The organism is Xanthobacter aminoxidans (assembly GCF_023571765.1).
In the GTDB taxonomy this organism is placed as follows: domain Bacteria; phylum Pseudomonadota; class Alphaproteobacteria; order Rhizobiales; family Xanthobacteraceae; genus Xanthobacter; species Xanthobacter aminoxidans.
This window is the reverse complement of sequence record NZ_JAMJXC010000003.1, coordinates 228,108-252,116: the sequence shown is the minus strand read 5'-3', so window position 1 is coordinate 252,116 and position 24,009 is coordinate 228,108. Positions and strand designations below refer to the sequence as shown.

Sequence of the window (24,009 nt, the reverse complement as noted above, 5' to 3'; positions counted from 1 at the left end):
GCCGCTCGCCGCCGCTTCAGCTCGCGGCCCTGAGCTCGCCTTGATTCTCCAGGAACCAGCGATAGCTCGCCGCGATGCCCTCTCGCAGAGGGACGGAAGGTGTCCATCCCAATGCCCGGAGGCTGTCCGCGCTCATCAGCTTGCGCGGCGTGCCATCAGGCTTGGACAGGTCGTGCACGATCTCTCCGGTGAAGCCGACGACGTCGCAGACCGTGCGGGTCAGCTCGAGGATGGTCACGTCCTCTCCAGAGCCCACGTTGACGTGGGTGTCGCCCGAATACGTCTTCATCAGCAGCACGCAGGCGTCCGCGCAATCGTCGACGTGGAGGAACTCGCGGCGGGGCGTGCCCGTGCCCCACATGACGATCTCCTTGTCGCCGCGCAGCTTCGCCTCGTGCGCCTTGCGGATGAGGGCCGGCATCACATGGCTGGAATTGAGATCGAAATTGTCGCCAGGCCCGTAGAGATTGGTGGGCATGGCCGAGATGAAGTCGCTGCCGTGCTGGCGACGATAGGCCTGCGCCAGCTTGATGCCGGCGATCTTGGCGATCGCATACCATTCGTTGGTCGGCTCCAGCGGACCAGTCAGCAGCGAGTCCTCGGTGATGGGCTGCGGCGCCATCTTCGGGTAGATGCACGACGAGCCGAGAAACAGCAGCTTCTCGACACCGAAACGATGGGACGCCTCGATGATGTTCGCCTCGATCATCAGGTTATCGTAGAGGAAATCGGCCGGATAGGTGTCGTTGGCGAGGATGCCCCCCACCTTCGCCGCAGCGAGGAATACGGCGTCCGGCCGGACCCGCTCGACGAAGGCGCGAACGGCGGCCTGATCCTTCAGATCCACGTCGGCGCGCGACGCGGTGATGATGTCGCACCCCTCCGAAGCGAGCCGCCGAACGATCGCCGACCCCACCATGCCCCGATGGCCGGCCACCCAGACGTTTTTCCCCTGGAGCGCGTAGGATGCCATGTCAGGCTTCCTTCATGACGGTCGCCGTCTGCATCACCTTCAGGTCCTCCTGGACCATCTCGCGGCACAGATCGCGCACGGAGGTTTCGTGGGTCCAACCGAGCTTCTCGTGGGCCTTCTTGGGGTTGCCGATGAGCAGGTCCACCTCGGTCGGGCGGAAGTAGCGCGGGTCCACCTCCACGAGGCAGCGGCCGGACGCCTTGTCATAGCCCTTCTCGTCGACGCCGCTGCCACGCCATTCCAGATGGAGACCCACGTCCTCGAACGCCCATTCCACGAACTTGCGGACCTCCGTGGTCTCGCCGGTGGCAAGCACATAGTCGTCCGGGGTTTCCTGCTGGAGGATCAGCCACATGCCGCGGACATACTCGCGCGCATGGCCCCAGTCGCGCTTGGCGTCGAGATTGCCGAGATAGAGCTTCTGCTGCTTCCCGAGGCTGATCGCCGCGACTGCGCGGGTGATCTTGCGGGTGACGAAGGTCTCACCGCGCAGCGGGCTCTCATGGTTGAACAGGATGCCGTTGGAGGCATGCATGCCATAGGCCTCACGGTAGTTTACCACGATCCAGTAGGCGTAGAGCTTGGCCGCCGCATAAGGACTGCGGGGATAGAAGGGTGTGGTCTCGGACTGCGGCACTTCCTGCACCAGTCCATAAAGCTCGAACGTGGAGGCCTGATAGAACCGAGTCTTCTTTTCGAGCCCCAGGATGCGGATCGCCTCCAGCAGGCGCAGCGCGCCGATGGCGTCGGCGTTCGCGGTGTATTCCGGCGTCTCGAACGACACCTGCACATGGCTCTGCGCGGCAAGATTGTAGATCTCGTCCGGCTGACATTGCTGCACCACCCGGATCAGGTTGGTGGAGTCGGTCATGTCCCCGTAGTGCAGGATGAAGCGGGCGTCGCCCTCGTGGGGGTCCTGGTAGATGTGCTCGATGCGGCCGGTGTTGAAGGACGACGAGCGCCGCTTGATGCCGTGAACGACATAGCCCTGGGACAGCAGCAATTCCGATAGATAGGCCCCATCCTGACCCGTCACGCCGGTGATAAGAGCAACTTTTCCGTTCGACGGAACCTGCACAGACATGAATCGCCTCATAAACTAGCGTCACCCCCGAAGCAGGACGAAGCCGCTCAACCCCATCCGCCCCACACCACAAGACCCCACCCAAATCCGCAGGATGAAGCCCCGTCCCAGCCCCTCGCAGCGCGACTGCGCCTGCGGGCCGCATTCAACAAATCACTTTAACGGTTTGCGTCAGCAAAGACCGAACTCGCCTAGCCGATACCAAGCCACCGACACCGACAGAACCTCGAAAACACGCAAGCGCGATGCAGGCGAAGCCGTAGAGAGCGGAGGCTGCGAGGAAGCCAAAAGCGCCCCATGAGAACGACATCCCGCGAGGAGTATCCGAGACAAAGAAAACTCAGGACGAAATCGTCCTCATCGCCTTCGGCAGCCGAGTTCGACCTTACAATACCAGCGGTAGGCGAACTTCACGCGCCCAAAGCTTGCAACACCCATCTCAGGACTACAAAAGGCAATGCCCACAACTTAAGGCAGCGAAAATCTCCCTGCGTCGCGACAGTCCTAGCTATGCAATGCAATACAAAGCATCCCCCCTTATTGCAACGCAAAATTTGATCTGGGTTACGATTCGCACGGCCGGCCGAGCTGTAACGCAATACGTCAATAGCCGGCAAATTATACCAGCCTGCCATCCGGCAACCCATGGTCGGCTTCTTCTCGCAAAATGCGGAAAAAGGTTGCCGTCACAATATCCGCACCATGTGCGCCGCCGCGCTCTTCGCCGAGCGGATCGCCTTGATGCCGTGGTGGCCGAGCACTTGAAGTCGCCGGCTAGTGCGAGGAGAAGCGGCCTCTACCGACCGCCCGAACCCGGAGCTTATCCCGCGCTGCAAAAACGTCATTGAGAATTCACTGCAATGAACGTAATCAGCATAAAGCGCCGCTGTTTAGGCAAGCGAAATCCTGATCGGGAAGACTCATCATGCGTATTGCGATGATTGGGGCAGGGTATGTCGGCTTGGTCTCGGGTGCGTGTTTTGCGGATTTCGGCCATACCGTCACCTGCGTCGACACCCATGCCGGCAAGATCCAGGCTCTGAAACAGGGTGAGATTCCGATCTATGAACCCGGCCTCGCCGAGCTTGTCGCAAGCAACGTGAAGGCTGAGCGGCTCGATTTCACAACCAGCCTGGCGGAGGGCGTCGCGGACGCCGATGCCGTCTTCATCGCGGTCGGTACGCCCTCGCGCCGCGGTGACGGTCATGCCGACCTCTCCTACGTCTATCAGGCCGCGCGCGACATTGCCGGCGCCATCAGCCGCTATACGGTCGTTGTGACCAAATCCACGGTGCCGGTGGGCACCGGTGACGAGGTGGAGCGCATCATCCGCGAAACGCGCGCAGAGGCGGAATTCGCCGTCGTCTCCAACCCGGAGTTCCTGCGCGAAGGCGCCGCCATCACCGATTTCAAACGCCCCGACCGCATCGTGGTGGGCACCGAGGACGAACGCGCCCGCCAGGTGATGACCGAGCTCTACCGTCCGCTCTTCCTGAACCAGTCGCCGCTGCTCTTCACCTCGCGCCGCACTGCCGAGCTGACCAAGTATGCGGCCAATGCCTTCCTCGCCACCAAGATCACCTTCATCAACGAAATCGCCGATCTCTGTGAGCAGGTGGGCGGCAACGTGCAGGACGTGGCCCGCGGCATCGGCCTCGACAACCGCATCGGCTCGAAGTTCCTCCACGCGGGACCGGGCTATGGCGGCTCATGCTTCCCGAAGGATACCCTCGCCCTCATGAAGACGGCGCAGGACTATGGTGCGCCCGTGCGGATCGTCGAGACCGTCGTTGCGGTGAACGACCAGCGCAAGCGCGCCATGGCCCGCAAGGTCACCGAGGCCTTGGGCGGCTCGGTGCGCGGCAAGACCGTCGGCGTGCTGGGCCTCACCTTCAAGCCCAACACCGACGACATGCGCGATGCCCCCTCCATCGCCATCATCACCGCCCTGCAGGACGGCGGCGCGGTCATCAAGGCGCATGATCCCGAGGGCATCGAGCAGGCCAAGCTCGTCCTCGACAACGTCACCTACGTGGACAACCCCTATCATGCTGCCGAGGGCGCCGACGCCCTGGTCATCGTCACCGAGTGGGACGCCTTCCGCGCCCTCGACCTGAAGCGGATCCACGGCATGATGGCGCAGCCGGTGGTGATCGACCTGCGCAATATCTATCGCCCGGACGAGATGGAAAGCCTTGGTTTCCGCTATTCCAGCATCGGACGCCGCACCGTCGCGGACGCCTGAGCAGCATTGGCGCCCGGTCGCACTCTTTGTGCACCGGGCGGCCACCTTGCGGTAAACTGCCTCGATTCAACATCAGGCGCCTTCCATGACAAGCCAAGCCCAACCTGAGCCCCCCCACGCAGCCGCCGGGAAGATCATTCCGGTCGTCCTGGCCGGAGGATCGGGAACACGCCTCTGGCCGCTGTCGCGCAACAGCCTGCCGAAGCAGTTCCTGCCGCTGGCGTCCAACCACACGCTCTACCAAGATACCCTGCTGCGGTCGGCGCCCGACGACCTCTTCGGCCCTCCGGTGGTGGTGGCCAACGAGGAGTTTCGCTTCTTCGCGCAACGTCAGGCGCGCGAGATCGGCATCGATGCCACCGTCATGCTCGAGCCTGCCCGGCGCGACAGCGCGCCGGCTCTTCTGGCAGCCGCGCGTCATGTGGCCGAGACGCATGGGCCCGAGACGCTGGTCCTTGCCCTTGCTTCGGATCACGTGGTGCAGGACACGGCCGCCTTCCGGGAAGCCGTGCAACTCGGGGCGCGGATCGCGCGCCTCGGCCGCATCGTGACGTTCGGCATCTCCCCCTCCGAACCGCGCACCAGCTACGGCTACATCCGGCTAGGCACCGAGCTGGACCCGCTCGGCGCCTATGAGGTGGATTCGTTCGTCGAGAAGCCGGATCGCGCCACCGCTGAGCTTTATGTCCAGGCGGGCTACCTCTGGAACTCGGGCAATTTCCTTTTCCCCGCCGGTCTCCTTCTGGAGGAGGCCGAACGTTACGAGCCGGCCATCGCGGCGGCCGTCAACTCGGCCGTGGCGAACGCCAAGATGGACCTCGTCGGCTTCCTGAGGCTTGATCCGGTGGCCTTCAAGTCGGCCCCCGCCAAGTCCATCGACTTCGCCGTGATGGAGCGCACGCGCCTTGCGGCGGTGGTGCGCGGCAGCTTCGGTTGGTCGGACGTGGGCGCATGGGACGCGCTGTACGAGATCGGCGCACAGGACCAGAGCGGCAACGTCACCGTGGGGTCTGTCCAGTTGCTGGACAGTTCCAATTCCTATGTCCGTTCGGACGGCCCGCTGGTGACCGCCATCGGGATCGATGGCCTGTCCGTCATCGCGACCTATGACGCCGTGCTGGTCATGCCCTCCAGCCGCAGCCAGGACGTCAAGCACCTCGTCAACCTGCTGAAGACACGCAATCCCCGGGAGGTCGACGAGCACCTCACGGTGCACCGGCCTTGGGGTACGCTGGAGAGTGTGTGCGAAGGCGAACGCTTCCAGGTGAAGAAGATCGTGGTCGAGCCCGGCGGCGTGCTCTCGCTCCAGAAGCACTACCACCGGTCCGAGCATTGGGTCGTGGTGCACGGCACGGCCGAGGTCACGCTGGAGGACCGCACCTTCATGGTGCACGAGAACGAATCCACCTACCTGCCCATCGGCACCGTCCATCGCCTCAGGAATCCGGGCAAGATCCCGCTGGAACTCATCGAGGTCCAGACCGGCTCCTATCTCGGCGAGGACGACATCACCCGCTTCGAGGACATCTACCAGCGCGCCTGAGCGCTGGTCCCGAGGAGCGGTGACGGCCGGCTTAGGCCAGACCGCCCGCCTTCAGCAGCACCACGAAGGCCGAGAGGATGTGGTAGAAGGAAGAGGCGGGCGCCGGCTCTTCCAGGAAGGCGCCATCAGCCAGCCACTGGTCCCGCCACAGCCCGGCCACGGGCACGTCGAGATAGACCTTCAGAACCTCGAACGCCTCGCGGGCATCGGCGATGAATGCGTCGCGCGCGTCCGCATCGGAAGTCGCCGCCGCGAACACCAACGCGGTCCGCAGGCGCTCCGTCTGCGCCCACAGGCGGGCGCGCGGATCGGTCGGCGTTCCCGCCGCATCCACGGCGAAGATCGCCGCGCGGCGATCCGGGGCGATGCCGAAGCGGCTACCGAAGGCATAGAGCCGGTCCGAAGCGGCACGGTGATCGACGCCGAGCAGATCGCCGGCGTGGCGGAACAGATAGGCCCACTCGAACTGGTGTCCCGGCTCGCGCACGGCGCCCGGCGCGCCTTCCGCGAACTTCCAGTCCCCATCGTAGTACTCGCCGATCGCTCCGGTCTGCGGGTCCAGGAGGCGGGTCGCGCCGAGCTCGACGATCGCACGCGCGACCCCCTCGAAGGGCTCGCTGACGCCCTCTGCAACCCACGCGAGCTGGGCTTCCAGAAGGTGCATGTGCGGATTGGAACGCAGCGGCAGGACGCGGGGGCTTGCTTCCTCGAAACCCAACAGGGGATGCGCACGCTGTGCGGTCAATTCCCCCTGCAACGCGCGCGCCGCCGCGAGCAGATCGGCGTCACCCAATCCGGCCCCTCGGGCATGGGCGAGGGCGAACAGCACGAATGCCTGATCGTAGAGGTCGGCCGTGTCGTCCAGAGGACGACCATCCGGCGCCACGAGGCAGCGAAAGAGCCCGTCCGCGCGCCGGTAATTGCCCATGAAGAAGGAGAGGCCATGCTCAGCCGCCTCACGCCACGGCCCCTGCCAGCCCAGCCGTCCGCCTTCGATGAAGGCGTAGGTCTGTCGGGTCTGAACCCTGAGGCGGCGCGGCGCGATGACCGGCTTTCCATCAAGCGCGATCTTTTCGAAGAAGCCGCCTGCCGGGTCCGCCCCCACCTGCCACCAGAGCGGCAGTGCGGCATCAAACAGCCATTCACGCGCCCAGCGAGCTTCGGCCTCAAGCATCATTGCGATTCCCCAATGTCCGCAGTGGCTGATCTTGACGCCCCGATCCGGACGTCGCCATTTCTGCCCTTATCGCACTGCAGCGACAAATTGTATCTCCTCTTGCCCTCAGGCGTCGGAACCGGGCCGCGGCCTTGTGTTCTCACGGCCCGACCCATGTGCTAGAGCACGCGCCGATGCGGCCTTGTCGCGAGGCGAGCCCGATTCCATCCGGTCCTTGGAAAGGTGGATACGCTTGTGACGGCATTCCTCCCGCTTGGCCTGCCCGACGTCATCCTGGTCCAGCCGCGCCGCTTCGGCGACGCACGCGGCTATTTCTGCGAGACCTATGTGAAGCCCGTATATGCGGCGAACGGGATCGGCGCGGATTTCGTACAGGACAACGAGTCCCTTTCGGCGCAGGTCGGCACCATCCGTGGACTGCACATGCAGGCTCCCCCCTTCGCCCAGGCGAAGCTGGTGCGGGTGCTCTCCGGTGCCATCTACGACGTGGCGGTGGACGTGCGGAAGGGTTCGCCCACCTACGGCCGCTGGGCCGGTGCACGCCTCACGGCCGAAGGCGGCGAGCAGCTCTACATACCTCAGGGTTTTGCCCACGGCTTTTGCACCCTCGCGCCGGACACACGCGTCGCCTATAAGGTGGACGCGGTCTACGACCGGGCAAGCGAATGCGGGATCATCTGGGACGATCCCGACCTTGCCATCGACTGGACCCTGGGTGACGGCGAGAAGATCCTCTCCGACAAGGATCGCGTCTTGCCCCGCCTCAAGGATTTCGACAGCCCGTTCGCCTATCAGGGGACGGCGGCGAACGAAAGGTAGCTTCATGCGGGTGCTGGTGACGGGTGGCGCGGGCTTCATCGGCTCGGCGGTGGTGCGACACCTTGTGGGGCTCGGGCACGACGTCCTGAACTTCGACAAGCTGACCTATGCCGGCAACCTCGCCTCCCTCGCGCCGGTGGCCGAGAATCCGCGCTACGCCTTCGTGCAGGCTGACATCTGCGATGCCGGTGCCGTGCGTGCCGCGCTGGAAGGTTTCAAGCCCGACCTCGTGATGCACCTCGCTGCAGAGTCCCACGTGGACCGCTCCATCGACGGGCCGGGTGACTTCATCTCCACCAACGTGGTGGGCACCTACACCATGCTGCAGGAGGCCCTGCGCTACTGGCGGACGCTGCCGGGACCGCAGAAGGAGGCCTTCCGCTTCCACCACATCTCCACCGACGAGGTGTTCGGCAGCCTCGGCGCAGAGGGGCTGTTCCGGGAGGACGCCCCCTACCAGCCCAACTCCCCCTATTCCGCCTCCAAGGCGGCCTCCGACCATCTCGTCCGGGCGTGGTTCCACACCTATGGCCTGCCGGCGGTGATGTCGAACTGCTCGAACAATTACGGGCCGTACCACTTCCCCGAGAAGCTTATCCCCCTCGTCACGCTGAACGCGCTGGAAGGCGCGGAGCTGCCCGTCTACGGCACGGGCGAGAACGTGCGGGACTGGCTGTTCGTGGAGGACCACGCGGAGGCCCTGTTCCTCATCGCCACCAAGGGCCGTCCGGGCGAGAGCTACAATGTGGGCGGCGCCTGCGAGCGGCGGAACATCGACGTGGTGCGCACCATCTGCGCCATTCTCGACGATCTGGTGCCCGACGCCGCCATCGGCAAGCGCGAGGGGCTGATCCGCTTCGTTACCGACCGACCCGGCCATGATGCCCGCTACGCCATCGACTTCTCCAAGCTGAAGGCGGAGCTCGGCTGGTCGCCGCGGGAGACGTTCGAGACGGGTCTCGAAAAGACCATCCGCTGGTATCTCGCCAACCGTCCGTGGTGGGAGCCGCTGCGCCAGCGCTATCAGGGCCAGCGGCTGGGGCTGGACAAGGCACCGGCGGCCGGCACGAAACTGGGGCTCGCATCTTGACGCGCATTCTTCTGTTCGGTGCCGGGGGGCAGCTCGGGCGCGAAACCATCGCGCTGGCCGGTGAGCGGGGGATCGATCTTATCGCCCTCGGCCATGCCGACCTCGACATTTCCGATCCGGTCGCCGTCGCCCGCGCGCTGGAGGCAGCGCGGCCGGATGCGCTAGTCAATGCGGCGGCCTACACCGCCGTAGACAAGGCCGAGAGCAAGCCGGACCTTGCAGCCCGCATCAACGCCTTCGCGCCCGGCCTCATCGCCGAGCGCTGCGCCCGCTATCGCACGCCCTTCATCCATGTCTCCACGGACTACGTGTTCGACGGCACCAAGCGCGGCGCCTATGTGGAGGCGGACCCGGTGGCGCCGCTTGGTGTCTACGGCCGCACCAAGGCGGCCGGCGAGGCGGCGGTGCGCGCCGCGCACGAACGCCATGTGATCGTGCGCACCTCGTGGGTCTACGGCGCCCACGGCAACAATTTCCTGAAAACCATGCTGCGCCTCGCCGGCGAGCGCGACCAGTTACGGGTGGTGGCCGACCAGCGCGGCTGCCCCACCGCCACGCGCGACCTCGCCGAGGCGGTGCTCGCCGCGGCGCTTGCGGCCGCCCAGGGCGATGCCCGCTGGGGCACCTATCATTTCGCCGGGCGCGGCGTGACCACGTGGCACGGCTTGGCCAGCGCCATCGTGGCGGCGGCCGAACCCCACACCGGCCGCAAGCCGGAGGTGACCCCCATCACCACGGCCGATTATCCCACGCCCGCCAGCCGCCCGAAGAATTCGGAACTGGCCAGCGACCTGTTCGAGCGCACCTTTGGCGTGCGTGCCGCCCCGTGGGAGCAGCGCGCCCGCGAGGTGGTGGACGCGCTTCTCGCCAAAGCCCCCCAACCGGAGGCTTCGGAGCCCGAGAAGGCGCCCTCCCCCTCATCCGCAATTCCCGCGCCGCAATCCGAGGAAGCATCGTGAAGGGTATTATTCTGGCCGGCGGTTCCGGCACCCGGCTTCATCCCATCACGCTCGTCGTCTCGAAGCAGTTGCTGCCGGTCTACGACAAGCCGATGATCTATTATCCCCTCTGCACGCTGATGATGGCGGGCATCCGGGACATCCTGATCATCACCACGCCGCACGATGCCGCGCTGTTCCAGGCGCTGCTGAAGGACGGCAGCCAGTTCGGCATCAACCTCACCTATGCGGTGCAGGAGCATCCGCGCGGCCTCGCCGACGCCTTCATCGTCGGCCGCGAGTTCGTGGGCAACGACCGCGTGGCCCTGGTGCTCGGCGACAACCTCTTCTTCGGCCATGGCCTGCCCGAGCTTCTGGCCGACGCGGCGCGGCGGGAGACGGGGGCCACGGTGTTCGGCTATCCGGTCCAGGACCCCGAGCGCTATGGCGTGGCCGAGATGGACGCTTCCGGCAAGGTTCTGTCGCTGGAGGAGAAGCCGAAGGCTCCGAAATCCAACCTCGCGGTGACGGGCCTTTATTTCTACGACAACCGCGTGGTGGACATCGCCGCGAACCTCGCGCCCTCCCCGCGCGGCGAGATCGAGATCACCGACGTCAACAAGGCCTATCTCGAACTCGGCGAGCTGCGCGTGGCCATGATGGGCCGGGGCTTTGCCTGGCTCGACACCGGTACGCCGGATTCCCTTGTGGAGGCTGCCCAGTTCGTCCAGATCCTGGAAAAGCGGCAGGGCCTGCGCATCTCCTCCCCCGAGGAAGTAGCCTACCGCGCCGGCTTCATCGACCGGGCCGGTCTGGAGGCGCGGGCGCACGACCTCGCCAAATCAAGCTACGGCCAGTATCTGGCGCGCGTGGCCGCCGGCACCGCCTGACCAAGGGACGGGTCGGTTGAGGGCCCGCGCGGCCTGCGGACACCCGCCGCACTTTTGAAGCGCGGCCGCATCCTGTAGGGTGGGAGCCGTCTTCCCTTGAGCTTTGCGGGGTTCTCGCCGTTCCGGCGCGCCGCCCTTTGTCGAGACCGGACTTTCGAGATGAGCAATTTCAACGAAGAGACCGTCACCAGCGTCCACCACTGGACCGACAACCTCTTCTCCTTCACCTGCACCCGCGATCCCGGCCTCCGCTTCCTCAACGGCCAGTTCACCATGATCGGCCTTCGGGTGGACGGCAAGCCGCTGCTGCGCGCCTATTCCATGGCGAGCGCAAACTACGAGGAAGAGCTGCAGTTCTTCTCCATCAAGGTGCAGAACGGCCCCCTCACCTCCCGCCTCCAGCACCTCAAGGTGGGCGACAAGATCCTCGTCGGCCGCAAGCCTACCGGCACGCTCGTGCAGGACAGCCTGCTGCCCGGCAAGCGGCTCTATCTACTCTCAACCGGCACGGGCCTCGCGCCCTTCCTGTCGGTGGTGAAGGACCCGGAGGCCTACGACCGGTTCGAGAAGGTCATCCTCATTCATGGCACACGCACGGTGGCCGAACTCGCCTATGACGAGTACCTGACCAAGACCCTGCCTGACGACGAGATCCTCGGCGAGGAAGTCAAGGCGAAGCTCGTCTACTACCCGACCGTGACCCGCGAACCCTTCCGCAACCAGGGCCGCATCACGGACCTCATCACCTCGGGCAAGCTGTTCGCCGACCTCGGCATGCCGGTCATGTCGCCGGAAGAGGACCGCCTGATGCTCTGCGGAAGCCCGGCAATGCTGAAGGACGTGGTGGAGCTTCTGGAATCCCGCGGCTTCACCGAGGGCAGCCAGTCAGCACCCGGCCACTACGTCATCGAGAAGGCGTTCGTGGAGCGCTGACGTCCGGTCCCGTCACCGCGCTGCGGCAGCGCCGGACAGGCGGTGTCGCAGCATCTCGTCGAGGTGCACCGCCAGAATGTCGTGCGCCTCTTTCGACAGGTGGATCTCGTCGGTCGCGAACCGGGCCGGCAGGGTTGCCTTGTTCCCGACCAGGATCGCGTCTGCATCAAGGACGAGCACATCGCGCGACGCGAGGCCGCGGATGTGGGCGTTCACCTCTTCGATGATCCCGTAGACCCGATCCGACCAGAACGGCCGGCGGATCAGCCTCGGCGTCGTCGGACGAACAATGGTCGACATGATGGCGCCCGCACCGGACGCAGAAACCTCCAGGGCGAACCGAGACAGGTTGGCCTTGAGGTTGGCCACCGCGGCCCGCTCCATGGCCGGAAGATTGGCGGCCGCCACCACATCGTTGATCCCCGTGACGATGATCACCGCCTCCGGCTTGAGATCGATGACGTCGCTCTCGAAGCGGTAGGCCGATTGGACGGAGCTTTCCCCCGATACGCCTCGGTTGACGACCTGCCAGTCAGCGGCAGCCTTCCCGCTCACCGCAATCTGGTGCGCGCGGGAATCGCCGAATATCACGATACGGGGCTGGCCGGTCGCCGGCAGGCTTGCGTTCTCTTCGGCGAACCGATCGGGATCGATGGGCCGGAGGCGAAGCTCGGATCTGTCATGGAAAAACGACCTTGCGCCCATGACCGCCGTCGCGAGCGCCCCGGCGAGCAGCAGGCAAAGCAAGCCCAACACACCGAAACCTGCTGCGGGCCAGTTCATCACGTGTCGTCCGCCTGCTCTAGGACCTGAGAGAGTTTGGACATCCGCCAGCGGGAGCTTTGGCACCGGGGCCTAAGGCCGTGGCGAGCGCCGCACGACCGGCACGGAAACCCATCCATTCGGGCCAGCGCCCTGAGCCGGCGCGGCCCCCAAGTCCCATCACCAGCAATTCAGGTCACTTGGCAGGGCTTGCTTCGGGACCGCCTGCTGGGCCGGCAACCGGCGCCTCAGCGGCGGCCGATCCGACGGGACGCCGCGACATCCGTTTCCTCACCACCTTGCGCTCCTCAGCCGGAAGGAAGGAGCGCCCCAGGGCCATGCCGACGACGGCAAGGTAGATGATGAGGAAGCCCGGAATCTGCAACGGAAAGTCGAAGCTCGTGTGCACGAGGCCCGCGATGCCGACGAGGAGTCCGGCGAGGATGAAGGGATCATTGGGCCGGCGCAGCGCGCCCCGCACCAGCAGGGCGCCGCAGGCCAGCACATAGGCGAAGACGACGAAGGCAAGCGGATACCCACCCTCGAAGATCAACTCGACGGGCGTGCTATGGCCGATGTCGAACACCGCGGAAGTCCCGAGATCCTCAGTCCGAAACTTCGGGAAGCTTTCGGCGAAACTGCCGAGCCCGTATCCGATGAGCGGACGCTCCGCGACTGCGCCGAGCATCATCCCATAGGCATCCAGGCGCCCCAAGGTATCGAAGCCGATACGTATCTGACGCTCGCGCCAGGCCCCACCCGACAGGCCGTAGATGAGGGAGAACAGAACGAAGATCGCGAACGCGACCTTCCAGATGGATGCGCGCTTGCGCAGGCGAAGCTTGGATACGACAGCGCCCAGACCCACAAGGACGGTCAGTATCAGCCCCGCGCGCGAGAGCGTCAGCGGGAGGAGGACGAGCACGAACAAACCGGCGGCGGCTGCAATGACGCGTCTGCGGCTCCCTTCCCCGCGGAAGAGGCTCGACAATGGCTTGTTCTCCCGCGCCGCGGCAAGAGCACTGGGGAGCAGCATGGCCAGCACGATCAGGACTGCCGAGCCTAGGTAGATCGCCGAGGTATTCTTGTTCAGAAAGAAGGTGGTCAGCGCGCCTTCCTGGTCGTAGGGCCTGAGACTGTCGGAATCGGAGACGAAGCCGACAAACCCGATGAACCCGTATAGGCACGCGGCCCCGACGATGGCCCGCAGCACCTGCCCAGCCCGCTGCCGATCGGGGCCGATCACGATAGCCGCCGTCAAGACCAGAGCCGCGAGCAGGGGCCGGCCGAGGAAGAGGAGCGGCGAGTGCCGGACCGACCCGGAGAGGGGCGCAATCTCGACGCCCAGAATCTTGCCCGCCTCCGACCACATGGCAAGCGGCGCCGGGCCCGGCGAGATGGACTGGAGATACGCCACAAGACCGTAGGCCGCGAGGACGACGAGAAGGCCGCCCAGCAAGAGTGCGGCACCGCGGGATACATCACGATAGCTGATGAGGAGCACCGCGACGGTGGCGAAGCCCGTCCACACCTGGATCCAAAGGAGCGCGACCGATCCGTCCGGCACAGGGGCAAGGATCACCATGGCCAGGAAGAACCAGAAGCCGATGCGGTCCGGGAGGCTTCGCGCGCGGCGCCGACGAACCCGTGTATCCGCCGGGGCTTCGGCCGGCTTCTCTGCGGTCACTTCCACGGCCGGCTCCCCAAAGGTTCGACCGCCGGGAGGTCGATATCCTCGCCGCCGTTGCGGATGATCTCCGCCGCCCGCTTCTGGACCCTTTCCGGCGCCTCGGCGAGGATGTCCCGCAGGGCCAGCCGCGCTTCCGGCTTGGCCGCAACGTATTGTTCTCCAATGTATTCGGACAAGTTCTTGACGGCCAGCCAATTCACCGACTGCTTCAGATCCGCCAATTCGCTCTGATCGAGCTTTGGGTAGAGCGCCAGAAGGATCTCCGTGCGGCGGAGAAGGGGCCACCCCTCATAGGGCCCGGAGCGAAAGGACTGTCGCAGATACGTCCGCAGCAGCGGTGTGTCCTCGTGCCGGATGTGCTCGATCCACGCCAAAATCGTCCAGGCACGTGGCGAGCCCGGGCTGCAGACAATGCTGGCCTTGGCCGCCTGCTCGGCTGCGGTAAGCCGCGTATCCGCGAGATCGGCATCATCTGCCTGGAACGCAGTCTCGGCGAGCGCGGAGCGAACGATCGCAAGGTCTTGAAGCGCCTGATAATCGCAGACACGATCGGAAAGCACCACGGACATGTCGCGATCCATCGCCGCGATCAGATCCGGATCGTAAGGCTCTCCGGCCATCATGCGGGTGGCGACAGGGCGCAGGAACAGCCCTGAATCGAAGCGCCGGATGCCCGTAGAGGTCGACAGCCAGATCACCGCACCGATTGCGATGGCGAGCCCGGCGAGGCGGGCCATGACCTTCGCAGCCTTGCTCGGACCGGGAGACCGACCACCGTCCCGGCCATTTCCGTCGTTGCCGGAGCCGACCGGCGTACCGGACGCCGCGCCGACGCCCCGGGACGGATCAGGACTCTCGGCCATAGCTCGCGTAGTATTTGTGGTAATAATACTTGCTTCCGTAATCCTCGAGGCTGCGAAGCGCCTTCAGGTCAGCCTTGTTCAGCAGGCAGCCAAGCACCTTCTCGTAGACTGTCGGTGCGTTCTGCAGCGTATTGGCGACGAGATCCCGGTTGGATGAGCCCCAGTCGAGCACATAAACATAGCCATCGACGATATGCGTCGATGCCATGACGTCGACCACCGGAGCAAGCGGCGGGAAATCGATGACGATGTAATCGACATCCCGCTTCAGCGCATCGATCACCGCCGCCATCTGCTCGGAAGCGAGAATCTCGTTGGTGTGGACGATATCGCCCGGCACCACGGCCGGAATGAAGCGGAGACCCGTCATCCGGTCGACGATGCTCACTTCCTCAAGCGTCGCCTTACCGAAGACCAGCTCAAGCAGGCCCGCACTGCGGCCCGGCGCGAGGCGCCGTGTCAGCGTCGGATTGCGCAGGTCGCCATCGATGAGCACGCAACGCTGGCCGCTATGGGCGATCAGCTGGGCGAAGTTGGCGGAAACGGTGGACTTGCCCTCCTTCGGCAAGGTCGAGACGATGCCGATGACCTTCACCGCGCGGCTGTGGATCGATACGTCTGCAGAAACCTTCACCGAGCGCAGCGTCTCCGAGAAGCGCGAGAACGGATCGGAGGTAACCTGGCGCATGATGCCGGTCGAGCTGTCGAACGCGCTCTGCCCGGCCGGAACCGGCGTCGCGACGGAAGACGGCAGGAGCGGAAGCACACCGAGGCAGTCGAGCCCCAGATAGCGCTCCACATCCGCCGGCAGCCGGAAGGTCCTGTTCATGCGCTCGCGCCACATGCCGACGCCGAAGCCCATCAACAGTCCGAGAAAGAGGCCGCCGGCGACGATAAGCGTCGTCCGCGGGGATGAGGCCCGAAGCGGGGTGGACGCATCAGTGATGAGCCGCGCCTCGGTGATCGGGAAGGACTGCTGCTGGGTGGCCTGCATGAAGCGCTGCAGGAAGTTGTCGTAAAGGGCGCGATAGGACTGGGCGTTGCTCTCGAGCTCACGCAATTCAACCTGCGCCTGCCCCGTCAGCTTGGCCTGGACCATCAGCTGCTCAAGGCTGGATGAAAGGCTTGCCTCGCGGGCGCGGGCGATTTCCAGATCGGATTTGTAGGTCTCGGCGATGCGCGACAGCTCGGTGAAGAGCGAGCGCTGAAGGCCCTTGATCTCGTTATTGAGATTGACGACCGCGATATGATCCGGACCGTAGCGCTTGGACCAGTCCGCCTCGCGCTTCACGGCGTCGAGATACTGGGTGCGCAGGAGGCTGATGACCTGATTGTTGAGCACGTCCGACACGACTTCGTCGCTCGTGCCCGTCACGCCGCCCTGCTTGATGATGTTGTTGACGCGCTCATAACGCGCCTGCGCCTCGGCCACCGCGGTCCTGGCCGTGATCAGCTGCGTGTTCAGTTCCGACAGCTGCTGATCGGAAATGAGGCCACGCTGCGTATCAATGATGTTGTTCTTGGCTTTGAAGTCCTGCACCGCGCGGTCGGCCGCAAGCGCCTGGTCGCGCAGCTCGGCGATGCGATCCTGCAGCCAGACACTGGCGCGACGGGTCGCCTGGTACTTGGCCTCAAGCTGATCGACGATGTACGCCTCGGCGAGCTGGTTCGCCACGTCTGCCGAGAGGACAGCGTCGATCGCCTTGTATTCGATGCTGATAACGTAGCTCAGACCAACGCGTTTGACGCGCAGACGCTTGCCGAAATCGATGATCTGAGTGCGCTCGATCTCGTAGTCGCTCATAGGAGAGCTGCTGACGAGAAACGGAACAACGAAACCAGCCACGGTGTTAAACACCGAATTGGCGCTTTCTTCGAGTTCCTTCTTCTTCGCCTCGACGAGCTTCAGCTCCTTGATGACCGCCTTGGCGATACGCTCGGACTGAAGAATCTGGACCTGGCTGTCGATGCCGCTGGAATCCATCACGCCCGTAAGCTGAGGCATGACTTCCAAGCCACGGGCCTGCTGCGTGTCGATCAGCAACTCGGCGGTTGCCGTATATTGCGGCGTTGCAACAAAGCAATAGAGAGCCGCCAGACTTGCTACCGCGCCGGCGACGGCTGCGATGACCCACTTCTGACGACGGACCACCTGAAGCAAATTGACCAGATCGAGTTCGCCCTCGGTCTGGATATTCAGAGACTTCCCCGGCCCAGACTTGTCGATACGAAGCATGCCGCTAAAGCCCCGCTAACATCAGATGCAGTCGAAGCACACGCACCACCCAAGCAAAAGCCCGGCAATCTGACGCCCCGAAAGGATTCCTGCCGTGTACACCCGCGCGACCGGGCGCTTCAAACGAAAGTGGCCCGCCTCACGCATCCCCTGACCAGCGCTATCGTGACGGTCAAGGAACACAGGAAGTGGGCCACTTGATTGGGCTTGTAAGGCAGATCAGCAGCCGAAGCGGCAGAACGGCGAAACCGGACGGCCGAGGAACTTGCTGATGCGCTGGTCGTACTTGTAAGCGCGATACTGGATGAGCGACCACTTCCAGCCACCAAAGCTATTGGAAGCAGCCTGGGCGCCGAAACGATTGGCCGGCTGGAAGTTGGCATTGCTGCGCAGAGCAGCAAAACGCTCACCCCACAGGCCAGCGGCCTGCGACGGCATGACCGCTCCGAGGACCAGACCCGCAACAGCAGCGCCCGTCAGCGCCGCCTTGATCTTGGAAACTTTCGCCATCGCCCGCACTCCGATTAGGTGAGCCATGTTTACCACAAGCTCTGTGGCGCCGCAACAATCGCCGAAAGACCGGTGCACGCCAGACGGGAAATCTACTGGAGTTTCACCGGGAATGACCTACCTTGCTACCTAGAACTCGCGCAACGAACCGGAAGTTCCTGCTCGCCTTCATCTTCCACAACGTAAGATTCAGGGCGGGCAACGACCGGATCATCCAGCCTAGTACGTTGAGATGTAACGGCCGCAAACTTGACAGTGTCACCGGCTGGCCCGTCCGCCTGACGCAGGCCCGGCGCCGGCACCTTCAAGCCGTGGCGTTCACGCCACACCAGCACAAGACCTGCTGAAACGACCGCTCCCGCCCCGATCAGCACCAGAGAATCGGGCCATTCGCCGAAAGCGAGCACCCCGAACAGGGTGGCCCAGATCAAGGTCGCATAGTTCAGAGGTGCCACGACGGACGCAGGCGCATAGCGCGTCGCCGAGGTCATCAGGATCTGGCCCAGCCCGCCGGCGATGCCGGTTGCAATGAGAACGAGACTGGTGCGGAGGTCGGGAACCACCCACCCCAGCGGCAAGGTCGCAAGACCCGCGAGAGACGCGACGGTCGAAAAGTAGAAGACGATCGCTTCGCTGGTCTCCGTCCGCGTCAGATGCCGGACCTGTGTCACTGCGAGCCCGGCGATCACGGCCCCAACCAGGGCCATGGCCGCGCCGATCAGTGGCCCCGGTCCACTCCCCAGCGAGGCATGGGTGAAGGAGGGCCACAGCATGAACAGGATGCCGGCAAAGCCGACACCGAGCACCGCCCAGCGATAGGCGGGCACACGCTCTCCCAGAAGAACGGCTGCGAGAAGCACGGCGACCAGCGGCGTCACATAGGTAAAGGCAACGGCCTCGGCGAGCGGGATGAAGGCAAGCGCTGCGAAGCTGAGCCACATGGCGCTCACGCCCACCAGCCCGCGAACAACATGGCCGAACGGCTGGCGCGTCACGAGCGCGCTTGTCATCCGCCGCCTCCACAGCAGCCAGATGACGAGCGGGACGAGACCGAAGGCGCTGCGCGCAAACACGACCTGCCCGCTCGGCACGTCGTCCGCCACGAAGCGCACGAGCGCGGACATGATGGCGAAGAAGAACGTGGCGCTGATTTGCAGGGCGATGCCTGCTGGGGCATTCATGAGCAAAAGTCCGGTGAGCAGTCCCTATAGCGCCTTGCCGGCTGGATGGGCATGCAATGCGCGCAGGTGAAGGGCGTCAGCCCTGCGTCTGGAAGAGGGGCCGCGCCCATGGACGAACTAGGCGCCCGGATTTGCTGACAAATGGCGCCCTGCGGGATGCCCTTTTGGGGCGCCGAGAAACGGATTCCGCGGCACATTTGGCGTAGGCCATACGGTGTCGAGCTTGGCACTTGTGCACTGCAGCGACTATTTTCGTAGAATGCGACTCTCAATCGGTCCGATCTGCCCCCTTTTCCGCCTGCTAGCTCAGAGCGTTATCCCGGATTGGAGACTTGCGCCGGAGCAGAGGGGAAACAGCGCCATCAAGCTCACCGCGACGCAATGTCGCGACCGTTTGATTTCAGGGACGCTCGCGACAGCCCTCCCGATCGGGCTCTGCGCGAGATTGCATAAATGGTTGATTTCCCCCGCGAAATGGGGCATTCGACAAACGATCTAAATGCGACTTCGATGCGTGGCAACGGAAGCAGCACACTGCCAAATTGCAGGGCTTTCATCGCCCCCACATGCACTTAGAATTTATTTTGCAGTGCAGCAATGCCTAAAGCTTGGGCCCCGAACTTGATCTGAATCAACCTCCCAATCCAAGCCATATGACGTCAGGCTAAAAACCGCATGCCATCTTCGGCTTTTTGGGCAATCAACTCGCCGTAGCCACCCGTCGCCACCATAGATTGAGCACGTTTCCAAAACAATCCCGCCTTAACTTGTGAAACTGAAATATTTCAGACTTGTGACACTGGAATATACGCTTGCGGCCACATCTTTTACTCGCTTGTCGATTCAAGCACCGAGTGCTATGTTGACCCTATAATTTCAATCTTCCTTACGGTAGCCATCTGCCGATTGAGGGACGAATGTCGCTTTCCACGGACAACATGCGGGTTGAACGGGCGAGCGAAGCGCATCGGTCGGGGGGCACCCCCACGCTCGACTACGCGTCGATGCCGCCGCTCTTCGTTGTGGCCGACGTCGTCCTTATCCTGGGACTGAGCGTCCTCGTGGATTTCCTGTTCTCGGCGCAAGCAAGCGGCGGGTTCGAGGTCACTCAACCCATTGGCATCGGAATTCTCGCGGCGGTTGCCTTCGTGCTGACCACCATCTCGCGTGGTCTGTACAAGCCTTGGCGCATGGTGCGTGTGGTCGAGGAGGTGCGCGCGACGATGGTCAGTTGGACCTTCGCGATCCTCGTCGTCGCAACGGTGATCTTTTGCCTGAAGGTGGCGGGAAGCACGTCGCGCATCTCGACCGGGACTTTTGCCGTTCTCGGCTTTGTCGCGCTTCCGGTGTCGCGTTGGGCGATGGGTGTCTGGCTGCGCCGGGCCATCGCGAGCGGCGCCGTGAAGGGACGCGCGACCATTCTGGTCGGCGACGCGGACGAACTCGCCAAGGTGGTACCGGCCCACATGCTGGTGCGCCTCGGCCTGAACGAAGTGCGGCGCTTCAGCCTTTCCACGCCTGACGGTTCGGCGAAGGAGCTGCTCTCCGCGTCCGACAAGGATGCGCTCAAGGCAGCGCTCCAGTTCGCCCGGCAGCACCGCGTCGAGGAAATCGTCCTCGCCATGCCCTGGAGCGACGTGGATCGGCTTGATGCCGTGCGCGCCCGACTGCGCTCGGTTCCGCTTCCGGTGAAGCTCCTGCCGGACGAGATCGTGAGCGAGCTGCTTGATGCGCCGCGCGTCGATTTCGGCTCGTCCATCGCCATCGAGGTCCAGCGCGCGCCCCTGTCGCGCTTCGAACTGGCGCAGAAGCGCCTTCTGGACATCGCCGTCGCCAGTTGCGCGGTTCTTCTGCTGCTGCCGCTGTTCGCCATCATCGCCACCGCGATCAAGCTCGACAGCCGTGGCCCGGTGATTTTCCGCCAGCGCCGCAACGGCTTCGGCGGCCGCGAATTCACCATCTACAAGTTCCGCTCCATGACGGTGATGGAGGACGGTTCGAAGGTGGTGCAGGCGCAGCGCAACGACAAGCGCGTCACGCGTGTCGGCCGCTTCCTGCGCGCGTCGAGCCTCGACGAGCTGCCGCAGGTGCTGAACGTGCTGTTCGGGCAGATGTCCATCGTCGGGCCGCGGCCCCATGCCATCGCCCATGACGACGAATATTCCAAGCTGATTTCCGGCTATGCGTTCCGCCACCACGTCAAGCCGGGAATCACCGGCTGGGCCCAGGTGCAGGGCTTCCGCGGCGAGACGGCGGAGCTTGAGCAGATGGAGCGCCGGATCGAGATGGACCTCTGGTACATCAACAACTGGTCGGTCTGGATCGATATCAAGATCATCCTGAAGACCTTCCTCGAGGTCCTGCGCAAGGAAGCCTACTGAGGCCCTGTGGGGGAGCCCGGCGGCATGGCCCGTTCTCCTGCCTCGATATGAGGCGTCCGGATGCGCGACTGAAAGGGAGCGTCGTTCGCTCGGCGGCTGTGCCTCCTGCTTCCCGCACCAATCGGATGGATCGTTGAAGGACCGCAAGAGCGCTCCTGCCAGCGGTCGCGAGTCTTGACCTCAATTCCTTCTGCGGTCGCCATTGCCGCTCGCCCGTCCGAGCGCGCAATGTCGTCCCAGATCCCCGACAATATTTGATTAACCCTACCGTTTGATCAAAGCGAACGTCGGACTGTTTTCCATCGCCCCCTCCCCAACCATTTGAGTAAATGCAGCGCAACAATCGCGCTAACGACTGCTGGGGGGCAGATAAAATGATAGCCGAATCCGTCCTGGCCCTGTGGGGCATGCTGTGCTGCTCGGCCTACATCATCTTTATGGTCCGCGTGAGCTGAGGTGAGAACGCGAGGCGCCAAGTGCCCGCCCGCAGTTCACCCCGCCCCTCATAGCCTGGACCAACTCCGGACCAAGGCGGGCGCGAGGGAGATGGCTCCCGGTCGTGTCGTGTTCTCCTTCCAGCACCGTTATGAACGGGGGCGGCTCGCTCCGTCACGGCCGGCCGGCCTTGCACCCCTCCCCTTTGGGCGCGTTGATGCCGCGGGAGCGCTGATCTAAGAATGCGGGCGACCCCGGCGAAGCTTCCGCCGTCCGGCGCGTTCTGTCCGGGGACCGTTCTTGACCTTCACCAATGCTCCCATCTTCGTTACCGGCGCGGCCGGCTTCATCGGTGCCGCCGTCGCCGAGCGGTTGCTTGCGATGGGACAGGACGTCGTCGGCATCGACGACCTCAACGCCTATTATGACGTGCGCCTCAAGGAGGCCCGCCTCGCCCGGCTCCTCGGCCATCCCGGCTTCAGCTTCGAGCGCTTGACCCTGGCCGATCGCGCTGCCACCGCTGAGGTCTTCGCCCGCCACCGGCCCAGCCATGTGGTCCATCTCGCGGCGCAGGCTGGCGTGCGCTACTCCATCGAGCATCCCGAGACCTATATCGACTCCAACCTCGTCGGCTTCGGCAATGTGCTGGAAGGCTGCCGCCATGGCGGCGTCGCGCACCTCGTCTATGCCTCGTCGAGCTCGGTCTACGGCGCCAATACCGACCTGCCCTTCCGGGTGGACCAGACGGTGGACCACCCCATCAGCCTCTATGCCGCCACCAAGAAGGCGAACGAGCTGATGGCCCACGCTTATTCCCACCTCTACCGGCTGCCGGTGAGCGGGCTGCGCTTTTTCACCGTCTACGGCCCGTGGGGACGGCCGGACATGGCGGTGTTCCTGTTCACGGACGCCATCTGGCACGGCCGGCCCATCAAGGTGTTCAACAACGGCGACATGCAGCGCGACTTCACCTTCATCGACGATGTGGTGGACGCCGTGGTCGCGCTGCTCCCCAGGCCGGCGACGCCCGATCCTGCCTGGACCGGGGCGGCCCCGGACCCCGCCACCTCGAATGCGCCCTATCGCATCTACAATGTGGGCAACCACAGCCCCGAGCCGCTGATGGCGCTGATCGGCCATATCGAGGAGGCGCTGGGCCGCAAGGCGGAGCTGGACTTCCAGCCCATGCAGGCCGGCGACGTGCAGGCCACCTTCGCCGACGTCACCAGCCTCGCCCAGGCGGTGGACTTCGCGCCGCGCACCCCCCTGAAGGAGGGCATCGCCCGCTTTGCCACGTGGTATCGCGAGGTCTGGCTCGGCCAGATCGCAAAGAACGACTAGGCGGCGTCAGTCGCCCGCATTGTCTTCCACCATCCGGGCGACCGCGTCTCCGGCGGTGGCGAGCAGTTCCGGCTCGCGCGCCCGCACCACGAGATTGGTCTTGTAGCGCCCGTCTACCTCGTCGCGGAACGGGTAGGAGCCGATGATGGCGTCGGGGTAGGTCTCGGCAATCCTGCGCAGCGGAGCGGCGATGTCGCCCTCCTTCGCCTCGGCGAGGATGGTGCGCGAGAGCATGGGCCGGCCCTTGCGCAGCTCCGGCAGCACCGCCTCCAGCATTGACTGCATGATGCGCGGCACGCCGGCCATGACGATGACGTTCTCGATGCGGAAGCCTGGCGCCTTGGACACCTCGTTCACCACGAGGCTGGCCCCGGCGGGAATCCGCGCCATGCGCAGGCGCGCCTCATTCAGGTCCTTCTCGGCGATGTATTCGAGCAGCATGGCGCGGGCGCGAGGATCCACGTCGATGGAGACCCCGAAGGCCTTGGCGATGGCGTCGGCGGTGATGTCGTCATGGGTCGGGCCGATGCCGCCGGTGGTGAAGACGTAGTCGAAGCGGGCGCGCAGCGCGTTGACCGCCGCCACGATGTCCTCCTCCACGTCCGCCACCACCCGGACCTCCCGCAGGTCGATGCCCACGTCGGTCAGCCGCTCGGCGATGTGGCCGATGTTCTTGTCCTTGGTCCGGCCGGAGAGAACCTCGTCGCCAATCACGATCAGCGCAGCCGTGACCGATCGCGCGTCGCCTGCCTCACCCATGTCTCAGATCCCTGCCCTTGCCGGCGTCAGCCGGGGTAAAACCGCCCAAAATCTAGGCATATTTAAAGCGTGAGCGGCGCCTTCGCTCCGCTTTCCCGTTTAGCACTTCTTTGGCACGATGTTTGTTAAGTTCATGGGGAGCTTCCCCGGGGCGTGGAG

Annotated in this window: 19 protein-coding genes; 9 read left to right on the top strand and 10 right to left on the bottom strand. The window is 64.6% G+C overall.

Going from position 1 to position 24,009, the window contains the following annotated elements; genetic code table 11:
• Positions 1-16 precede the first annotated feature (16 nt).
• Positions 17-973, bottom strand: a complete 957-nt coding sequence (gene fcl / locus EJ105_RS06600; protein ID WP_250165704.1) for a GDP-L-fucose synthase — start codon at positions 971-973, stop codon at positions 17-19.
• 1 nt (position 974) lies between these two features.
• Positions 975-2,057, bottom strand: a complete 1,083-nt coding sequence (gene gmd, locus EJ105_RS06595) for a GDP-mannose 4,6-dehydratase (RefSeq protein WP_250165703.1) — start codon at positions 2,055-2,057, stop codon at positions 975-977.
• Between the two features lie 925 nt (positions 2,058-2,982).
• On the opposite strand from gmd, the gene EJ105_RS06590 reads away from it, so the two are divergent.
• On the top strand, positions 2,983-4,302 hold the full coding sequence (locus tag EJ105_RS06590; RefSeq protein WP_250165702.1) for a UDP-glucose dehydrogenase family protein: 1,320 nt from the start codon (positions 2,983-2,985) through the stop codon (positions 4,300-4,302).
• 85 nt (positions 4,303-4,387) lie between these two features.
• Positions 4,388-5,845 (top strand): mannose-1-phosphate guanylyltransferase/mannose-6-phosphate isomerase, encoded by a 1,458-nt coding sequence (locus tag EJ105_RS06585; RefSeq protein WP_051679281.1) that lies wholly within the window; start codon positions 4,388-4,390, stop codon positions 5,843-5,845.
• Between the two features lie 31 nt (positions 5,846-5,876).
• Here EJ105_RS06585 and EJ105_RS06580 read toward each other — a convergent pair whose 3' ends face one another.
• On the bottom strand, positions 5,877-7,019 hold the full coding sequence (locus tag EJ105_RS06580; protein WP_250165701.1) for an AGE family epimerase/isomerase: 1,143 nt from the start codon (positions 7,017-7,019) through the stop codon (positions 5,877-5,879).
• 237 nt (positions 7,020-7,256) lie between these two features.
• Here EJ105_RS06580 and rfbC point away from each other — a divergent pair, with 237 nt between their 5' ends.
• The 5 genes from rfbC to EJ105_RS06555 all read left to right on the top strand — a co-directional run bounded on the left by rfbC (position 7,257) and on the right by EJ105_RS06555 (position 11,692).
• Positions 7,257-7,841: a dTDP-4-dehydrorhamnose 3,5-epimerase gene (gene rfbC / locus EJ105_RS06575; protein WP_250165700.1), complete on the top strand. Its 585-nt coding sequence runs from the start codon at positions 7,257-7,259 to the stop codon at positions 7,839-7,841.
• A gap of 4 nt (positions 7,842-7,845) precedes the next feature.
• Positions 7,846-8,931 carry a dTDP-glucose 4,6-dehydratase gene (gene rfbB, locus EJ105_RS06570; RefSeq protein ID WP_250165699.1) on the top strand — a complete coding sequence of 362 codons (1,086 nt, stop codon included), beginning with the start codon at positions 7,846-7,848 and terminating at the stop codon, positions 8,929-8,931.
• A complete protein-coding gene (gene rfbD, locus EJ105_RS06565; RefSeq protein ID WP_250165698.1) occupies positions 8,928-9,890 on the top strand; it encodes a dTDP-4-dehydrorhamnose reductase in 963 nt (320 codons plus the stop codon). The genes rfbB and rfbD overlap by 4 nt, the downstream gene beginning before the upstream one ends.
• Positions 9,887-10,759 carry a glucose-1-phosphate thymidylyltransferase RfbA gene (gene rfbA, locus EJ105_RS06560; protein ID WP_029558766.1) on the top strand — a complete coding sequence of 291 codons (873 nt, stop codon included), beginning with the start codon at positions 9,887-9,889 and terminating at the stop codon, positions 10,757-10,759. The genes rfbD and rfbA overlap by 4 nt, the downstream gene beginning before the upstream one ends.
• Positions 10,760-10,918: 159 nt before the next feature.
• Positions 10,919-11,692, top strand: coding sequence for a ferredoxin--NADP reductase (locus EJ105_RS06555; RefSeq protein WP_029558767.1), 774 nt, complete (start codon positions 10,919-10,921; stop codon positions 11,690-11,692).
• 12 nt (positions 11,693-11,704) lie between these two features.
• Here EJ105_RS06555 and EJ105_RS06550 read toward each other — a convergent pair whose 3' ends face one another.
• The 6 genes from EJ105_RS06550 to EJ105_RS06525 all read right to left on the bottom strand — a co-directional run bounded on the left by EJ105_RS06550 (position 11,705) and on the right by EJ105_RS06525 (position 18,934).
• On the bottom strand, positions 11,705-12,475 hold the full coding sequence (locus tag EJ105_RS06550; protein WP_250165697.1) for an SGNH/GDSL hydrolase family protein: 771 nt from the start codon (positions 12,473-12,475) through the stop codon (positions 11,705-11,707).
• A gap of 175 nt (positions 12,476-12,650) precedes the next feature.
• Positions 12,651-14,147, bottom strand: a complete 1,497-nt coding sequence (locus tag EJ105_RS06545; protein ID WP_250165696.1) for an O-antigen ligase family protein — start codon at positions 14,145-14,147, stop codon at positions 12,651-12,653.
• The gene (locus EJ105_RS06540; RefSeq protein ID WP_250165695.1) at positions 14,138-14,881 is read right to left on the bottom strand and encodes a hypothetical protein; all 744 of its coding nucleotides are present in this window, start codon (positions 14,879-14,881) and stop codon (positions 14,138-14,140) included. Before EJ105_RS06540 ends, EJ105_RS06545 begins: the two co-directional genes overlap by 10 nt.
• A gap of 109 nt (positions 14,882-14,990) precedes the next feature.
• Positions 14,991-17,243, bottom strand: a complete 2,253-nt coding sequence (locus tag EJ105_RS06535) for a polysaccharide biosynthesis tyrosine autokinase (RefSeq protein WP_250165694.1) — start codon at positions 17,241-17,243, stop codon at positions 14,991-14,993.
• 219 nt (positions 17,244-17,462) lie between these two features.
• Entirely contained in the window at positions 17,463-17,753 is a 291-nt protein-coding gene (locus EJ105_RS06530) for a hypothetical protein (RefSeq protein ID WP_029558776.1), read from the bottom strand.
• Between the two features lie 125 nt (positions 17,754-17,878).
• The gene (locus tag EJ105_RS06525) at positions 17,879-18,934 is read right to left on the bottom strand and encodes a DMT family transporter (protein WP_250165693.1); all 1,056 of its coding nucleotides are present in this window, start codon (positions 18,932-18,934) and stop codon (positions 17,879-17,881) included.
• A gap of 917 nt (positions 18,935-19,851) precedes the next feature.
• Here EJ105_RS06525 and EJ105_RS06520 point away from each other — a divergent pair.
• Positions 19,852-21,315 carry an undecaprenyl-phosphate glucose phosphotransferase gene (locus EJ105_RS06520; protein WP_250165692.1) on the top strand — a complete coding sequence of 488 codons (1,464 nt, stop codon included), beginning with the start codon at positions 19,852-19,854 and terminating at the stop codon, positions 21,313-21,315.
• A gap of 735 nt (positions 21,316-22,050) precedes the next feature.
• Complete coding sequence (locus EJ105_RS06515) at positions 22,051-23,091, top strand: NAD-dependent epimerase (protein ID WP_284145331.1); 1,041 nt, start codon at positions 22,051-22,053, stop codon at positions 23,089-23,091.
• A gap of 6 nt (positions 23,092-23,097) precedes the next feature.
• On the opposite strand, the gene EJ105_RS06510 is transcribed toward EJ105_RS06515, so the two are convergent.
• On the bottom strand, positions 23,098-23,850 hold the full coding sequence (locus tag EJ105_RS06510) for a competence/damage-inducible protein A (RefSeq protein ID WP_250165691.1): 753 nt from the start codon (positions 23,848-23,850) through the stop codon (positions 23,098-23,100).
• Between the last annotated feature and the right edge of the window lie 159 nt (positions 23,851-24,009).

What these genes read in the sequence shown, in the direction of transcription:
- fcl (WP_250165704.1), bottom strand. Translation starts at nt 973, where the DNA reads ATGGCATCCTACGCGCTCCAGGGGAAAAACGTCTGGGTGGCCGGCCAT.
- gmd (WP_250165703.1), bottom strand. Translation starts at nt 2,057, where the DNA reads ATGTCTGTGCAGGTTCCGTCGAACGGAAAAGTTGCTCTTATCACCGGC.
- EJ105_RS06590 (WP_250165702.1), top strand. Translation starts at nt 2,983, where the DNA reads ATGCGTATTGCGATGATTGGGGCAGGGTATGTCGGCTTGGTCTCGGGT.
- EJ105_RS06585 (WP_051679281.1), top strand. Translation starts at nt 4,388, where the DNA reads ATGACAAGCCAAGCCCAACCTGAGCCCCCCCACGCAGCCGCCGGGAAG.
- EJ105_RS06580 (WP_250165701.1), bottom strand. Translation starts at nt 7,019, where the DNA reads ATGCTTGAGGCCGAAGCTCGCTGGGCGCGTGAATGGCTGTTTGATGCC.
- rfbB (WP_250165699.1), top strand. Translation starts at nt 7,846, where the DNA reads ATGCGGGTGCTGGTGACGGGTGGCGCGGGCTTCATCGGCTCGGCGGTG.
- EJ105_RS06555 (WP_029558767.1), top strand. Translation starts at nt 10,919, where the DNA reads ATGAGCAATTTCAACGAAGAGACCGTCACCAGCGTCCACCACTGGACC.
- EJ105_RS06550 (WP_250165697.1), bottom strand. Translation starts at nt 12,475, where the DNA reads ATGAACTGGCCCGCAGCAGGTTTCGGTGTGTTGGGCTTGCTTTGCCTG.
- EJ105_RS06540 (WP_250165695.1), bottom strand. Translation starts at nt 14,881, where the DNA reads ATGGCCCGCCTCGCCGGGCTCGCCATCGCAATCGGTGCGGTGATCTGG.
- EJ105_RS06535 (WP_250165694.1), bottom strand. Translation starts at nt 17,243, where the DNA reads ATGCTTCGTATCGACAAGTCTGGGCCGGGGAAGTCTCTGAATATCCAG.
- EJ105_RS06530 (WP_029558776.1), bottom strand. Translation starts at nt 17,753, where the DNA reads ATGGCGAAAGTTTCCAAGATCAAGGCGGCGCTGACGGGCGCTGCTGTT.
- EJ105_RS06525 (WP_250165693.1), bottom strand. Translation starts at nt 18,934, where the DNA reads ATGAATGCCCCAGCAGGCATCGCCCTGCAAATCAGCGCCACGTTCTTC.
- EJ105_RS06520 (WP_250165692.1), top strand. Translation starts at nt 19,852, where the DNA reads ATGTCGCTTTCCACGGACAACATGCGGGTTGAACGGGCGAGCGAAGCG.
- EJ105_RS06510 (WP_250165691.1), bottom strand. Translation starts at nt 23,850, where the DNA reads ATGGGTGAGGCAGGCGACGCGCGATCGGTCACGGCTGCGCTGATCGTG.